Source organism: Streptomyces sp. NPDC058239, from assembly GCF_042882185.1.
Classification (GTDB): Bacteria; Actinomycetota; Actinomycetes; order Streptomycetales; family Streptomycetaceae; genus Streptomyces.
Genome location: NZ_JBHVWS010000001.1, coordinates 145,844 through 160,755, shown reverse-complemented (window position 1 = coordinate 160,755; position 14,912 = coordinate 145,844). Strand labels below are relative to the sequence as shown.

Here is a 14,912-nt window from a genome sequence, read left to right as displayed (position 1 = left end):
CCGTCACTAGAGTCGCCGACAAGCCGGCAACACGTAGGAACCCCGAGGAGTCGACCCGCCCCATGAACCAGAACCCCCGCTTCGCAGACAAGGTGGCCGTCGTCACCGGAGCCGCCTCGGGCATCGGCGCGGCCACCGCCGAACGGCTCGCCGCGGAGGGCGCCGCGGTGATCCTCGCGGACATCGCGGAAGGCCCCGGCGAGAGCGTCGCCGAGGGCATCCGCGCCGGGGGCGGCCGGGCCCTCTTCGTCCGTACGGACGTCTCCGACGAGGCCGACTGGCAGCGGGCCGTGGCCGCGGCGCACACCTTCGGACCCGTCGGCGTCCTGGTGAGCAACGCCTACACGGTCGACGTCACCCCCGCCCACGAGATGACCGTCGCCTCCTGGGAGCGCCAGCTCGCGGTGAACCTCACCGGAAGCTTCCTCGGCTTCCGGGCGGTCCTGCGCGACCTGCGCGAACACCGCGGCGCCGCGGTGCTGACCTCCTCGGTCCACGCCCACAAGGGCATCCCCGGACACCCCGCCTACGCGGCGTCCAAGGGCGCGCTGCTCTCCCTGTGCGGACAGCTCGCGGTGGAGTACGGACCCGAGGTGCGGGTCAATGCCGTGCTGCCCGGACCCATCCTCACCGCGGCCTGGGACCGGGTCGCGGAGGAGGACCGCCGAAAGAGCGTCACCGAGACCGCCGCGGGCCGGTTCGGCACCCCGCAGGAGGCGGCGGCGGCCATCGCGTTCCTCGCCGCCGACGAAGCGTCCTACATCACCGGAACGAGCCTGGTCGTGGACGGCGGCTGGTCCGTCGTCAAGGCTTCGGCCTGAGCGCCGCCGTACCCATCGCACAGCAGAAAGGCACACAGACATGACGCCATACGCGCGCCGCGGAGTGCACGGCCAGACCGTGGAGACTCTTGCGCGCCGGGTCCTGAGCGGCGAGATCCCCGAAGGGGCGACACTCGACCTCGTGGCGCTCCAGGGCGAACTTGACGTCAGCCTGACCGCCCTGCGGGAGTCCCTGAAGGTCCTCGCGGCCAAGGGGATGGTCGACGCGCGCCAGAAGCGCGGCACCTTCGTCAGAGCCCGCTCCGACTGGAATCTGCTCGATGCGGACGTGCTGCGCTGGCAGTTCGCGGGCGGCCCCGAATCCGGCGCCGACCTGGCGCTGCTGCGCAACCTCGGCGAGGTCCGCGGCATCATCGAGCCGGCCGCCGTCCGGCTGGCCGCCGAACGCCGCACCGACACCGACCTCGACGCACTCGAAGCGGCCCTCACCGCGATGGGCGAGCAGGAGGGCGGCGCGGCCCACGCGGTCGAGGCGGACCTCGCCTTCCACCGCGCGCTCCTCGCGGCCACCCACAACGAACTGCTGGAACGCATGGAGATGGTCATCGAGTCCGGCCTCGCGCACCGCGACGAGATCGTGCACAGCTCGCTGCACGGCGAGGACCCCGTACCCAGTCACCGTGCCGTCCTGGACGCCGTGCGGGCGCAGGACCCGGCCGCCGCTGAACGCGCCATGCGTGCCCTGCTCGACCAGGCCGTACGCGACCTCGACCGGGTCCACGGCACCGGCGCGGCCACCGACGAGGGGACCGGGACCCGGTGAAGATCACACGCATCGAGACCTTTCTCGTCCCGCCCCGCTGGCTGTTCTGCCGGATCGAGACCGACGAAGGAGTCGTCGGCTGGGGCGAACCCGTGGTCGAGGGCCGGGCCGAGGTGGTCCGGGCCGCCGTCGACGTCCTCGCCGAATATCTGATCGGACAGGACCCGCTGCGCATCCAGGACCACTGGCAGGTGCTCAGCAAGGGCGGCTTCTACCGGGGCGGCCCGATACTCTCCAGCGCCGTCGCCGGAATCGACCAGGCCCTGTGGGACATCGCAGGAAAGGCCTACGGCGCCCCCGTGCACGCGCTGCTCGGCGGCCCCGTGCGCGACCGGGTCCGGGTCTACGCCTGGGTGGGCGGCGACGAACCCGCCCGGCTCGCCGAGGAGATCACCGCCCAGGTCGAGGCCGGCTTCACCGCCGTCAAGATGAACGCGGCGGGCCGCACCTCACCGCTGGCCACCCCCGCCGAGACCGCCGCCGTCGTCGAACGGGTGGCCGCCGCCCGCGAGGTGCTCGGTCCCGGCCGCGATGTCGCCATCGACATGCACGGAAGATTCGGTCCTGCCGGGGCCCGCCGGGTGCTGCACGCCATCGAGCCGCTGCACCCGCTGTTCGTGGAGGAACCCCTCCTGCCCGAGCAGGGGCATCTGCTGCCCGCCCTCGTCGGAGCCACCGCCGTCCCCATAGCCACCGGCGAACGGCTCTACGGGCGCGCCGAGTTCCTGCCCGCCCTGACGGCCGGGATCGCGGTCGCCCAGCCGGATCTCTCGCACGCCGGGGGCATCTCCGAGGTCCACCGCATCGGCTCGCTCGCCGAGACCTACGGGGCACAGCTCGCCCCGCACTGTCCGCTCGGCCCCATCGCCCTCGCGGCCAGCCTCCAGATCGCCTTCGCCACCCCGAACTTCCTCATCCAGGAGCAGAGCCGGGGCATTCACTACAACAAGGACGCCGACCTGCTCTCGTACGTCGTCGACACCGAACCGTTCCGCTTCGACGACGGACAGGCCCGGCGGACGGACCTGCCGGGGCTCGGCATCACCGTCGACGAGAACGCCGTCCGCGCGGCCGACCGCGCCGGACACGCCTGGCGCAATCCGGTGTGGCGGCACGACGACGGCGCCTTCGCCGAGTGGTGAGCGCCATGACCCCGCCGCGGATCGGGACCGACCCGGCGCACGGCGGACGGTGGACGTCCCTGCGGGCGGCCGGACGCGAATGGCTCTGGCATCGCGAGGAGCCGCGCCGTCCCGGCGTCCGTCCGGGCGACGCCTTCGCCGACGCCGGTGGACTGGAGGAGTGCGTACCGACGGTGCGCGGCACTCCCGACCACGGCGACGCCTGGGCCCGGCCCTGGCAACGGGCCGCCGACGGCACCGAGTCCGTCGACTGCCCCGACTTCGGACTCAGCCGTCTGATCCATGCCGACGGGGACGGGGTGGTGGTCGACTACCGGCTCACGGCGGACCCCGGCTACCGCTTCCTGTGGGCCGCCCACGCCCTGCTCGACCTCGCGCCGGGTGCCCGCATCGGGATCAGGGACGGCGCGCCGATGCGCCTCTACCCGGACGGCGGCGCGGAGTGGACCCCCTGCTCCTGGCCCTCGCAGCCCGGCCGGGACGGCGGGCTCGACCGGCTCGGTCCGGACGACGGGACGGCCGTCGGCGCGATCGTCGACACCCCGCAGGTGTACGTCCACGACGGCGCGGCCACTCTCCGGCTGGCCGTCGAGGCCGAGGGCCAGCCGGTGTCCGTCGCGCTGTGGCGCAACCTCGGGGGCTTTCCCGAGCAGGAGCCGTACCGCTCCATCGGGGTCGAGCCGATGCTCGGCCGGGTCTTCGACCTGGCAGCCGCAGGGGACGGGGACGCCGCCCGCGTCCCGGACAGCGGCGAGGTCCGCTGGCGCCTCACCGTGACGGCGGAAGCGGCAACGCAGACAGAGACAGCAACAGCAGTACAGAAGGGAAAGGGAAACCGCACGTGGATCTGCTGACCGCGCTGCGCACCCACCGGATCGTCGCCATCGTGCGCGGCGCCGACGCGGATGCCGCGCTCAGGACCGTACTCACCCTGGCCGATGAGGGCCTTGCCCTCATCGAGGTCTCCCTCAGCGGAAAGGACACGCTCGACGTCATCCGCCGGGCCCGCGCCGCCCTCGGCCCGACGGCGCCGCTCGGCGCGGGCACCGTCCTGACCGCCGAGGACGCACAGGCGGTACGCGACGCGGGAGCCGACTTCGTCGTCACCCCGGCCGTCTGCGAGGGCGTCACCGAGGCGAAGCGCCTCGGGCTGCCCGTACTGGCCGGAGTGATGACCCCGGCCGACATCGTCGCCGCGCAACGGCTCGGCGCCGACGCGTACAAGATCTTCCCCGCCGAGCAGGCCGGTGGCCCCGGCTATCTGAAGGCGCTGCGCGGGCCGTTCCCGGACGCGCCGTTCGTGCCGGTCGGGGGAGTGGACGCCGAACTGGCCCGTAGCTATCTCGCCCTGGGCGCGACCGCCGTGGGCGTCGGCTCCCCACTGGTCGGCGACGCGGCCGACGGGGGCAGCCTCGACGCGCTGCGCGAACGCACCCGCGCCTTCCTCGATGCCGTACGCCTCCCCGCGGACGCCGGGCGATGAGCGCCGGCGCACCGGCCGTCCAGTGGCAGGACCGGCTCGGGCTCGGCGAGGGTATCCGCGCGGTCGACGGCCGCATCGTCCTCGTCGACATCCTCACCGGACGGCTGCTGACCGGCCCTGCCGACCGCACGGCCCCGCTGACCGAACTGGCCCGGCTGACCGAGCCGTTGGGCGCGGTCGCCCCCGTCCACGGGCACCCCGGCCACTGGATCGCGGCCGCCGGGACCGGCATCTGCCTGATCACCCCGGACGGCCGCCCCGAGTGGCTCGGCCGCCCCGAGGACGGGGCTGCCACGCCGATGCGGATGAACGACGCCACCGCCGATCCACAGGGGCGGTTCTGGGCGGGCAGCATGGCGTACGACGCCGAGGAGGGAGCGGGCTCCCTCTACCGGGTCGGCCACGACGGAACGGTGACCCGGGTGCTGGACGGCCTCACCGTGCCCAACGGCCCGGCGTTCGGGGCGGACGGCACCGTGATGTATCTCGCCGACAGCGCGAAGGGCGTCATCCGCCGCTACCCGGTCGACCCGGACAGCGGGCTGCCGGGCGCGCCGGACACCTTCGCCGTGCTCGACCGGGGCAGCCCGGACGGCATGACGGTCGACGCCGAGGGCGCCCTGTGGACCGCGGTCTGGGGCACCGGTACCGTCCACCGCTACCGCGCCGACGGCACCCTGGACCGGCAGATCCGGCTTCCCGCGGTGCAGCCGGCCGGGCTGTGCCTCGACGGGGACACCCTGTACGTCGCCAGCGCCCGGCACGGTCTCGCCGCACCCGGACCGCTGGACGGCGCGGTCTTCGCCGTGCGGGTCGAGGTTCCGGGCCTGCCCACCGCCGCCTACCGGCCGGGGAGTTCCGCATGACCCCGGCATCCCGTCCGGGGGGCCGATGGCCCGCCCGGCCCCCGGTGACCTGCATCGGGGAGACCATGGCCGCGCTGGTGCCGGAACCGGCCGCCCCGCTGGAGGGGGCCGGACAGCTCGGGGTACGGATCGCGGGCGCCGAATCCAATGTGGCGATGTACCTCGCCGACCACGGAGTGCCCGCCCGCTGGGTCTCCGCCCTCGGCGACGACCCGTTCGGCCGCCGGATCCGTACCGAAGTGGCCGCGTCCGGCGTCGACATCAGCGGTGTGCGCACCGACCCGCACCGCCCGACCGGACTCCTCGTCAAGGACCCCGGCACCGACGGCACCCGGGTGCACTACTACCGCCGCGGCTCCGCCGCCTCGGCCCTGACCCCGGAGCTGCTGGACGACGACGCCGTGCGCACCGCAGGGCTCGTCCACCTCAGCGGCATCACCCCGGCACTCTCCGAGGGCTGCCGCGAGCTGGTCACCGCGCTGCTGGAGCCCGCCACCCATGATCGCCCCTGTCCCGTCAGCTTCGACGTCAATCACCGGCCCGCCCTGTGGACGGACGGCACGGCGGCCGCCGTACTGCTCGCCCTCGCCCGGCGGGCCGACATCACCTTCGTCGGTCTCGACGAGGCCCAGGCCCTGTGGGGGGACGGACTGGCCGACGCGGCCGCCGTGCGGGAGCTGCTGCCCCAGCCGCGCATCCTCGTCGTCAAGGACGCCGGGCGGGCCGCCACCGCGTTCGACGGCGCCCGGGTCCACACCGTGCCCGCCCCAGGGGTCGAGGTCGTCGAACCGGTGGGCGCGGGCGACGCGTTCGCGGCCGGGTACCTCGCCGGGCTGCTGCGCGGCGGGGACACCGTACGGGCGCTGCGGCTGGGGCATCTCACCGCGGGCGCCGCGCTGCGGGTCACCGGTGACCACGGGCCGCTGCCGGACCGCGCCCGGATCGCCGAACTGCTGGACGCGGCGCCGGAGGACTGGGCCCGAGGACAGTGACCCGGCCGCGGGCGGGGTGGGCAACGACGGCGCCACGACACCGAGGGCCGGGCCCGTCCCCGGCGCTCGGTCACCGGGTGGCGACCGCCCGCCGGACCGGTCCACGGGCAGGTCGGGCTGCCGTGGACCCGGCCTCGAACGCCGGGGTCACAGCCGCAGGCTCAGCCCGCCGCGGCGGGCTCCGGCTGCTCGGCAGCAGCACCGGGCACCGCGGCGACGGCCATCGGGCGCTCACGCAGCGACAGCAGCACCCGCACGACCGCGATCCACACCAGGCACGAGCCGAACATGTGCAGGCCGACGAGGATCTCCGGGGTGTCCGTGAAGTACTGGACGTAACCGATCACGCCCTGCCCCAGCAGCACCAGGAAGAGATCACGGGCGCGGTGGAGCGGACCGACCGGCGCGTCCACTGCCTTCAGCACGAACCAGAGAGCGACGGTCAGTGCCACCACGGCCCAGGCCAGGTCGGCGTGCAGCTGCGTGATCATCTTCCAGTCGATCGGAATGCGGTGGACGTCGCTGGAGTCACCCGCGTGCCGTCCGGCGCCCGTGACGACCGTGCCGACCGCGATCAGCAGCCCCGCCACGACCACGAGCAGCCAGGTCAGCTGGGACACCGCCCTGCCCACCAGCGGACGGGGCGCCGCGTCGCCCTCACGGACCCGCTGCCAGGTCACCATCGCGACGGTGAGCAGCGCCGTGGAGAGCAGGAAGTGCGCGGCGACGGTGTACGGGTTGAGGCCGACCAGCACCACGATGCCGCCGAGCACCGCGTTGCCCATGACCACCCAGAACTGCGCCCAGCCGAGCCGGGTGAGGCTGCGCCGCCAGGGCTTCGCGGACCGGGCGGCGATGATCGCCCACCCGACCGCCGCGCAAAGGACGTACGTCAGCATCCGGTTGCCGAACTCGATGGCGCCGTGGAAGCCCATCGCGCTCGTCGCCGTCAGGCTCTCGTCGGTGCACTTGGGCCAGGTCGGGCAGCCGAGGCCGGAGCCGGTCAGCCGTACCGCGCCGCCGGTCACGACGATGAGCACGGCCATGACGACGGCCGACATGGCCGCACGGCGGACCGTGCGGGGGGACGGAGTCCATCGCTCGGCGATGCACAGGAGCGGGTTCCGCGCGGCTTGAGCGACTTCGGCTCGGGTCAGCTTGGGCACGCGCACCATCGTAGGCGGAGGCTTGTGCAAGCTTTCACGAGGGGGACGAGTTACCCCGAAACGTCGACGGAGCGCGTCCGCCGGCTCACTCCCAGCGGAAGAACTTCGCCGCCGCGCCCAGCCCGAGCACCGCCCACACCACGAGGATGCCGAGGTCGCTCCACGGCATCGACGCGCCGTGCTGGAGCACATCCCGCAGTCCGTCCGACAGCGCCGCGATCGGCAGCAGCCCCAGCACCGACTGCACCACGCCCGGGAACTTGTCCAGCGGCACGATCACCCCGCCGCCGACCAGCAGCAGCAGAAAGACCAGATTGGCCGCGGCGAGCGTCGCCTCCGCCTTCAGCGTCCCGGCCATCAGCAGCCCGAGCCCGGAGAAGGCCGCGGTGCCGAGTACGAGCAGCATCAGCACGGCGAAGGGGTTGCCGTGCGGCGACCAGCCGAGCGCGAACGCGATCACCGTGAGCAGGACCACCTGCAGCACCTCGGTGACCAGTACCGCAAGCGTCTTGGCGGTCATCAGAGCCCAGCGGGGCAGCGGCGAGGCGCCGAGCCGCTTGAGCACCCCGTACCGCCGCTCGAAACCGGTGGCGATGGCCTGGCCCGTGAAGGCCGTGGACATCACGGCGAGCGCGAGAACGCCCGGCGTCAGGAAGTCGACGGACCTGCCCGCCCCCGTGTCCACGATGTCGACCGCGCTGAAGAGCACCAGCAGCAGCGTCGGGATGATCACGGTCAGCAGCAGCTGCTCGCCGTTGCGCAGCAGCATCCGCGTCTCCAGCGCGGTCTGCGCGGTGATCATGCGGGACAGCGGGGCGGCGCCCGCCTGCGGGGTGTACGTACCGGCGCTCATGCGCGCAGCTCCTTGCCGGTCAGTTCCAGGAAGACGTCCTCCAGGGTGCGACGCTCCACGGAGATGCCGGACGGCATCACTCCGTGCTGCGCACACCAGGAGGTGACGGTGGCCAGCAGCTGCGGGTCGACGTCGCCGGTGATGCGGTACGTGCCGGAAGTGAGCTCGGCCGCTTCCGTGCCGTCGGGCAGTGCCTTCAGGAGGGAGCCGAGGTCGAGACCGGGGCGGCCGGTGAAGCGCAGGGTGTTCTCGGCGCCGCCGCGGCAGAGCGCCTCGGGGCTGCCCTGGGCGATGACCTTGCCCGCGTCGATGACGGCGACGTCGTCGGCGAGCTCCTCGGCCTCGTCCATGAAGTGCGTGGTGAGGACGACCGACACACCGTCGGCCCGCAGTTCCCGTACGAGATCCCAGGTGGAGCGGCGGGCCTGCGGGTCGAGGCCGGCGGTCGGCTCGTCCAGGAAGACCAGTTCGGGGCGGCCGACGACGGCCATTGCCAGGGCGAGCCGCTGCTGCTGGCCGCCGGAGAGCCGACGGTAGGTCGTACGGCCGCAGCTGCCGAGGCCGAGGCGCTCGATCAGGGCGTCGACATCCAGCGGATCGGCGTGGAGTTTCGCCATGTGGCGGAGCATCTCGTCGGCGCGTGCACCGGAGTAGACGCCGCCCGACTGGAGCATCACGCCGATCCGGGGGCGGAGCTTCGCGGCCTCGGTGACCGGGTCGAGTCCGAGGACCCGTACCGTCCCGTCATCCGGGCGGCGGTAGCCCTCGCAAGTTTCTATGGTGGTGGTCTTGCCGGCGCCGTTGGGGCCGAGGACGGCGGTGACCGTACCGGTGCGTATGCCCAGGTCGAGGCCGTCCACGGCGGTCTTGGTGCCGTACCGCTTCACCAGGCCCCGGATCTGCACGACCGGCTCGTTCTTCATGGCCGGTAAGTCTAGGCAGCGGCCCGGCGGGTGAGTCCCCCGGGGCCGAATTAGGTAACCCTAAGTGATGAACGGCACCGTAGATCGTTCCGGACCGTGGTTGTCAGGGGCCGATGAATTACGCAACAATGGCGTTGTGAAATACGTTGGCGAGGCTCCGCAGGAGGAACTCGCGACCGGAGAGCGCTCGACGCGCAACCGGGTCGCGCGCTCCATCCTGGACCACGGCCCGTCCACCGTCGCCGAGCTGGCGAAGCGCCTCGGCCTCACTCAGGCCGCGGTCCGCCGCCATCTCGACGCCCTCGTCGCCGACGGCGTCGTCGAAGCCCGCGAGCAGCGGGTGTACGGGGCGCGGACCCGTGGCCGCCCGGCCAAGGCGTTCGCCCTCACCGACTGCGGGCGGGACGCCTTCGACCAGTCCTACGACAAGCTCGCCGCGGACGCGCTGCGCTGGATCGCCGAGACCTCGGGCGACGAAGCGGTCGTCGCTTTCGCCCGGGCCAGGTTCGCGGCCCAGTCCGAGGTGTACCGCACGGCGATGGAGGCCGCGGATCCCGAGACGCGCACCGAGGCGCTGGCCAAGGCCTTGTCGGCCGACGGGTACGCTGCTACGGCGCGTAGCGCGCCCGGCCCGCAGCAGGGCGAGCAGCTGTGCCAGCACCACTGCCCGGTCGCTCATGTCGCCGAGCAGTATCCGCAGCTGTGCGAGGCGGAGACGGAGTTCTTCTCCAGCCTCCTCGGGACGCATGTGCAGCGTCTGGCCACCATCGCCCACGGCGACGGTGTGTGTACGACGTACATTCCGCGCAGCGGCCACTCAGCACCACAGACCACCAATTCAGCATCTGCAAGCACGGCCGGGAGGAACCCCGCATGACGCTCCCTACGGAGACTGCCCACCCTGAGCTCGAGGGTCTGGGTACGTACGAATTCGGCTGGGCCGACTCCGACGCGGCAGGCGCCGCAGCCAAGCGCGGGCTCTCCGAGGATGTCGTCCGCGACATCTCGGCGAAGAAGAACGAGCCCGAGTGGATGCTGAAGCTGCGCCTCAAGGGCCTCAGGCTGTTCGACAAGAAGCCCATGCCGAACTGGGGCTCCGACCTGTCGGGCATCGACTTCGACAACATCAAGTACTTCGTGCGGTCCACGGAGAAGCAGGCGGAGTCCTGGGAGGACCTGCCCGAGGACATCAAGAACACCTACGACAAGCTCGGCATCCCGGAGGCGGAGAAGCAGCGCCTGGTCGCCGGTGTCGCCGCGCAGTACGAGTCCGAGGTCGTCTACCACCAGATCCGTGAGGACCTGGAGGAGCAGGGCGTCATCTTCCTCGACACCGACACCGCGCTGAAGGAGCACCCGGAGCTCTTCAAGGAGTACTTCGGCACCGTCATCCCGGTCGGCGACAACAAGTTCGCCTCGCTGAACTCGGCCGTGTGGTCCGGTGGCTCGTTCATCTACGTGCCCAAGGGTGTCCGCGTCGACATCCCGCTGCAGGCCTACTTCCGTATCAACACGGAGAACATGGGCCAGTTCGAGCGGACGCTGATCATCGTCGACGAGGACGCCTACGTCCACTACGTCGAGGGCTGCACCGCGCCGATCTACTCCTCCGACTCGCTGCACTCCGCGGTCGTGGAGATCATCGTGAAGAAGGGCGGCCGCTGCCGCTACACGACGATCCAGAACTGGTCGAACAACGTCTACAACCTCGTCACCAAGCGCGCCGTGGCCTACGAGGGCGCGACCATGGAGTGGGTCGACGGCAACATCGGCTCCAAGGTCACCATGAAGTACCCGGCCGTCTACCTGATGGGCGAGCACGCCAAGGGCGAGACCCTGTCCATCGCCTTCGCGGGCGAGGGCCAGCACCAGGACGCCGGCGCCAAGATGGTCCACATGGCGCCGAACACCTCCTCCAACATCGTCTCCAAGTCGGTGGCGCGAGGCGGCGGCCGTACCTCCTACCGCGGCCTGATCGAGATCGGCGAGGGCGCGCCGGGCGCGAAGTCCAACGTCCTCTGTGACGCGCTGCTGGTCGACACGATCTCGCGCTCCGACACCTACCCGTACGTCGACGTCCGCGAGGACGACGTGTCGATGGGGCACGAGGCGACCGTCTCCAAGGTCTCCGAGGACCAGCTCTTCTACCTGATGAGCCGTGGTCTGACGGAGTTCGAGGCGATGGCGATGATCGTGCGCGGCTTCGTCGAGCCGATCGCGAAGGAGCTGCCGATGGAGTACGCCCTCGAGCTCAACCGGCTGATCGAGCTGCAGATGGAGGGTTCGGTCGGCTAGCACAGCCTGACGACCGAATTCCCCGACTTTTGACAGAGAAAGCGAGCACTACGACAGCCATGGCTGAGGCTCAGAACATTCCGGCGGGGTCCACCACCACCGGGTCCATCGCGGTGGCCGCCGAGTCGACCGTCGCCACGCGCATGAGCGCGCCCCCGTCCTTCGACGTCGCGGACTTCCCGGTCCCGCACGGCCGTGAGGAGGAGTGGCGGTTCACGCCGCTGGAGCGGCTGCGCGGCCTGCACGACGGCACGGCCGTCGCCACCGGTGGCGGTGTGAAGGTCGCGATCGAGGCTCCCGAGGGCGTCACGGTCGAGACCGTCGGCCGCGACGACTCCCGGCTCGGGAAGGCCGGCACCCCGGTGGACCGCGTCGCCGCCCAGGCGTACACGTCCTTCGAGCAGGCGTCCGTCGTCACGGTCGCCAAGGAGGCCGTGCTCACCGAGCCGATCCGCATCGCGGTGCACGGCGAGGGCGGCGTGGCCTACGGCCACCAGGTCATCGAGCTGGGTGCCTTCGCCGAGGCCGTCGTCGTCATCGACCACACCGGTGACGCGGTGCTCGCCGCCAACGTGGACTACGTCCTCGGTGACGGCGCGAAGCTCACCGTCGTCTCCGTGCAGGACTGGGACGAGACCGCTGTCCACGTCGGCCAGCACAATGCGCTGGTCGGCCGGGACGCCTCGTTCAAGTCGATCGTCGTCACCTTCGGCGGCGACCTCGTCCGTCTCCACCCGCGCGTCAGCTACGCGGGCACCGGCGGCGAGGCCGAGCTCTTCGGTCTGTACTTCACCGACAAGGGCCAGCACCAGGAGCACCGCCTCCTGGTCGACCACAACACCCCGCACTGCAAGTCCAACGCCGCCTACAAGGGCGCGCTCCAGGGCGAAGGCGCACACGCGGTGTGGATCGGTGACGTACTCATCCAGGCCAGGGCCGAGGGCACCGACACCTATGAGATGAACCGCAACCTCGTTCTCACGGACGGCGCGCGGGTCGACTCGGTGCCGAACCTGGAGATCGAGACCGGCGAGATCGTCGGCGCCGGTCACGCCTCCGCGACCGGCCGCTTCGACGACGAGCAGCTCTTCTACCTGATGTCCCGCGGCATCCCGGCCGAGGAGGCCCGGCGGCTCGTCGTGCGCGGCTTCTTCGCCGAGCTCGTCCAGCAGATCGGTCTGCCGGACGTCGAGGCGCGGCTGCTCGAAAAGATCGAGACCGAGCTGAAGGCTTCCGTCTGATGGCCTTCGTCAAAGCCTGTGCGCTGAGTGAGCTGGAGGACGACACCCCGAAGCGGGTGGAGCTCGACGGCATCCCGGTGTCCGTCGTCCGTACCGAGGGCGAGGTGTTCGCGATCAACGACATCTGCTCGCACGCGAACGTCTCACTGTCCGAGGGAGAGGTCGAGGACTGCATGATCGAGTGCTGGCTGCACGGCTCCAGCTTCGACCTCCGCACCGGCAAGCCGTCCGGCCTTCCCGCGACGCGCCCCGTCCCCGTATACCCCGTCAAGATCGAAGGGGACGATGTGCTCGTCTCCGTCACCCAGGAGTCCTGAGTCACCCATGGCAACGCTTGAAATCCGCGACCTGCACGTCTCCGTCGAGGCCGACAACGCCACGAAGGAGATCCTCAAGGGCGTCGACCTGACCGTGAAGCAGGGCGAGACCCACGCCATCATGGGCCCCAACGGGTCCGGTAAGTCCACCCTCGCGTACTCCCTCGCAGGTCACCCCAAGTACACGATCACCCGTGGTTCGGTGACCCTGGACGGTGAGGACGTCCTGGAGATGACCGTCGACGAGCGCGCTCGCGCCGGTCTGTTCCTCGCGATGCAGTACCCGGTCGAGATCCCCGGTGTCTCGGTCTCCAACTTCCTGCGTACCTCCGCCACCGCCGTCCGCGGCGAGGCGCCCAAGCTGCGTACCTGGGTGAAGGAGGTCAAGGAGACGATGTCCCAGCTCCAGATGGACCCGGCGTTCGCCGAGCGCAACGTCAACGAGGGCTTCTCCGGCGGTGAGAAGAAGCGCCACGAGATCCTTCAGCTGGAGCTCCTCAAGCCGAAGGTCGCGATCCTCGACGAGACCGACTCCGGTCTGGACGTCGACGCCCTGCGCATCGTCTCCGAGGGTGTCAACCGGGTCCGCGAGACCGGCGAGGTCGGCACTCTGCTGATCACGCACTACACGCGGATCCTCCGCTACATCAAGCCCGACTTCGTGCACGTCTTCGCCAACGGCCGCATTGCCGAGTCCGGCGGCGCCGAGCTCGCCGACAAGCTGGAGAACGAGGGCTACGAGGCATATGTGAAGGGTGGCGCTTCCGCGTGACACAGCTGCCGGGCCTCCTCGACACCGAGGCGATCCGCAAGGACTTCCCCCTGCTGGATCGTACGGTCCACGACGGGAAGAAGATCGTTTACCTGGACAGTGCGGCCACCTCGCAGAAGCCGCGCCAGGTGCTCGACGCCCTCAACGAGTACTACGAGCGGCACAACGCCAATGTGCACCGCGGTGTGTACACGATCGCGGAGGAGGCCACGGCGCTGTACGAGGGCGCCCGTGACAAGGTCGCCGCGTTCATCAACGCGCCCAGCCGCAACGAGGTGATCTTCACCAAGAACGCCTCCGAGTCGCTCAACCTCGTGGCGAACATGCTCGGCTGGGCCGATGAGCCCTACCGGGTGGACCACGACACCGAGATCGTCACCACGGAGATGGAGCACCACTCCAACATCGTGCCGTGGCAGCTGCTCTCGCAGCGCACCGGCGCGAAGCTGAAGTGGTTCGGCATCACCGACGACGGCCGTCTCGACCTGTCCAACATCGACGAGATCATCACGGAGAAGACGAAGATCGTCTCCTTCACCCTGGTCTCGAACATCATGGGCACGATCAACCCGGTCGAGAAGATCATCCGCCGTGCCCAGCAGGTCGGCGCGCTGGTCTGCATCGATGCATCGCAGGCCGCCCCGCACATGGTGCTCGACGTGCAGGCGCTGCAGGCGGACTTCGTGGCCTTCACCGGTCACAAGATGGTCGGCCCGACCGGCATCGGCGTTCTCTGGGGACGGCAGGAGCTCCTGGAGGACCTGCCGCCGTTCCTCGGCGGCGGCGAGATGATCGAGACCGTGTCGATGCACTCGTCGACGTACGCCCCCGCGCCGCACAAGTTCGAGGCGGGTACGCCTCCGATCGCCCAGGCCGTCGGCCTCGGCGCGGCCGTGGACTACCTCTCGGCGATCGGCATGGAGAAGATCTACCGGCACGAGCACGCGATCACCGAATACGCGGTGAAGCGACTCCTGGAGGTCCCGGACCTCAGGATCATCGGTCCTGCGACGGCCGAGGACCGCGGTGCCACGATCTCCTTCACGCTCGGCGACATCCACCCCCACGATGTGGGCCAGGTACTCGACGAGCAGGGCATCGCGGTCCGGGTCGGACACCACTGCGCACGGCCGGTCTGCCTGCGGTACGGAATTCCTGCGACGACGCGAGCGTCGTTCTATCTGTACTCCACGCCCGCCGAGGTCGACGCCCTGGTGGACGGTCTGGAACACGTACGGAACTTTTTCGGTTAATAGG

At 70.9% G+C, this 14,912-nt stretch carries 16 protein-coding genes; 13 read left to right on the top strand and 3 right to left on the bottom strand.

What is annotated here, in order from left to right; genetic code table 11:
• Positions 1–62 precede the first annotated feature (62 nt).
• Genes ACFVYE_RS00785 through ACFVYE_RS00755 form a run of 7 tightly spaced genes read left to right on the top strand, consistent with a single transcriptional unit; the run spans position 63 to position 6,088 of the window.
• Positions 63–821 (top strand): SDR family NAD(P)-dependent oxidoreductase, encoded by a 759-nt coding sequence (locus ACFVYE_RS00785; protein ID WP_383972213.1) that lies wholly within the window; start codon positions 63–65, stop codon positions 819–821.
• Between the two features lie 40 nt (positions 822–861).
• The gene (locus ACFVYE_RS00780) at positions 862–1,605 is read left to right on the top strand and encodes a FadR/GntR family transcriptional regulator (RefSeq protein WP_327248583.1); all 744 of its coding nucleotides are present in this window, start codon (positions 862–864) and stop codon (positions 1,603–1,605) included.
• Positions 1,602–2,747: a galactonate dehydratase gene (dgoD, locus tag ACFVYE_RS00775; RefSeq protein WP_383972208.1), complete on the top strand. Its 1,146-nt coding sequence runs from the start codon at positions 1,602–1,604 to the stop codon at positions 2,745–2,747. The genes ACFVYE_RS00780 and dgoD overlap by 4 nt, the downstream gene beginning before the upstream one ends.
• A gap of 5 nt (positions 2,748–2,752) precedes the next feature.
• Positions 2,753–3,601 (top strand): hypothetical protein, encoded by an 849-nt coding sequence (locus tag ACFVYE_RS00770; RefSeq protein WP_383972205.1) that lies wholly within the window; start codon positions 2,753–2,755, stop codon positions 3,599–3,601.
• A complete protein-coding gene (locus ACFVYE_RS00765) occupies positions 3,589–4,230 on the top strand; it encodes a bifunctional 4-hydroxy-2-oxoglutarate aldolase/2-dehydro-3-deoxy-phosphogluconate aldolase (RefSeq protein ID WP_383972203.1) in 642 nt (213 codons plus the stop codon). The genes ACFVYE_RS00770 and ACFVYE_RS00765 overlap by 13 nt, the downstream gene beginning before the upstream one ends.
• Positions 4,227–5,096 (top strand): SMP-30/gluconolactonase/LRE family protein, encoded by an 870-nt coding sequence (locus ACFVYE_RS00760; RefSeq protein WP_383972201.1) that lies wholly within the window; start codon positions 4,227–4,229, stop codon positions 5,094–5,096. Before ACFVYE_RS00765 ends, ACFVYE_RS00760 begins: the two co-directional genes overlap by 4 nt.
• A complete protein-coding gene (locus tag ACFVYE_RS00755; RefSeq protein ID WP_383972198.1) occupies positions 5,093–6,088 on the top strand; it encodes a sugar kinase in 996 nt (331 codons plus the stop codon). Before ACFVYE_RS00760 ends, ACFVYE_RS00755 begins: the two co-directional genes overlap by 4 nt.
• A gap of 161 nt (positions 6,089–6,249) precedes the next feature.
• On the opposite strand, the gene ACFVYE_RS00750 is transcribed toward ACFVYE_RS00755, so the two are convergent.
• From ACFVYE_RS00750 to ACFVYE_RS00740, 3 genes are all read right to left on the bottom strand, one after another.
• A complete protein-coding gene (locus tag ACFVYE_RS00750; protein WP_383972195.1) occupies positions 6,250–7,263 on the bottom strand; it encodes a heme A synthase in 1,014 nt (337 codons plus the stop codon).
• 76 nt (positions 7,264–7,339) lie between these two features.
• Entirely contained in the window at positions 7,340–8,107 is a 768-nt protein-coding gene (locus tag ACFVYE_RS00745) for an ABC transporter permease (RefSeq protein ID WP_389603435.1), read from the bottom strand.
• Complete coding sequence (locus tag ACFVYE_RS00740; protein WP_383972190.1) at positions 8,104–9,030, bottom strand: ABC transporter ATP-binding protein; 927 nt, start codon at positions 9,028–9,030, stop codon at positions 8,104–8,106. Before ACFVYE_RS00740 ends, ACFVYE_RS00745 begins: the two co-directional genes overlap by 4 nt.
• 136 nt (positions 9,031–9,166) lie before the next feature.
• On the opposite strand from ACFVYE_RS00740, the gene ACFVYE_RS00735 reads away from it, so the two are divergent.
• The 6 genes from ACFVYE_RS00735 to ACFVYE_RS00710 are packed head-to-tail and all read left to right on the top strand — an operon-like array spanning position 9,167 to position 14,908.
• On the top strand, positions 9,167–9,907 hold the full coding sequence (locus tag ACFVYE_RS00735; RefSeq protein ID WP_383972186.1) for a helix-turn-helix transcriptional regulator: 741 nt from the start codon (positions 9,167–9,169) through the stop codon (positions 9,905–9,907).
• Positions 9,904–11,325 carry a Fe-S cluster assembly protein SufB gene (sufB, locus tag ACFVYE_RS00730; RefSeq protein ID WP_093899511.1) on the top strand — a complete coding sequence of 474 codons (1,422 nt, stop codon included), beginning with the start codon at positions 9,904–9,906 and terminating at the stop codon, positions 11,323–11,325. The genes ACFVYE_RS00735 and sufB overlap by 4 nt, the downstream gene beginning before the upstream one ends.
• A 59-nt stretch (positions 11,326–11,384) precedes the next feature.
• Positions 11,385–12,566, top strand: coding sequence for a Fe-S cluster assembly protein SufD (sufD, locus tag ACFVYE_RS00725; RefSeq protein ID WP_383972182.1), 1,182 nt, complete (start codon positions 11,385–11,387; stop codon positions 12,564–12,566).
• Positions 12,566–12,883 carry a bifunctional 3-phenylpropionate/cinnamic acid dioxygenase ferredoxin subunit gene (locus ACFVYE_RS00720; RefSeq protein ID WP_093899509.1) on the top strand — a complete coding sequence of 106 codons (318 nt, stop codon included), beginning with the start codon at positions 12,566–12,568 and terminating at the stop codon, positions 12,881–12,883. The genes sufD and ACFVYE_RS00720 overlap by 1 nt, the downstream gene beginning before the upstream one ends.
• Positions 12,884–12,890: 7 nt before the next feature.
• Positions 12,891–13,655 carry a Fe-S cluster assembly ATPase SufC gene (gene sufC / locus ACFVYE_RS00715; RefSeq protein ID WP_114243913.1) on the top strand — a complete coding sequence of 255 codons (765 nt, stop codon included), beginning with the start codon at positions 12,891–12,893 and terminating at the stop codon, positions 13,653–13,655.
• Positions 13,652–14,908, top strand: coding sequence for a cysteine desulfurase (locus ACFVYE_RS00710; protein WP_093539688.1), 1,257 nt, complete (start codon positions 13,652–13,654; stop codon positions 14,906–14,908). Before sufC ends, ACFVYE_RS00710 begins: the two co-directional genes overlap by 4 nt.
• The last annotated feature ends 4 nt before the right edge of the window (positions 14,909–14,912 follow it).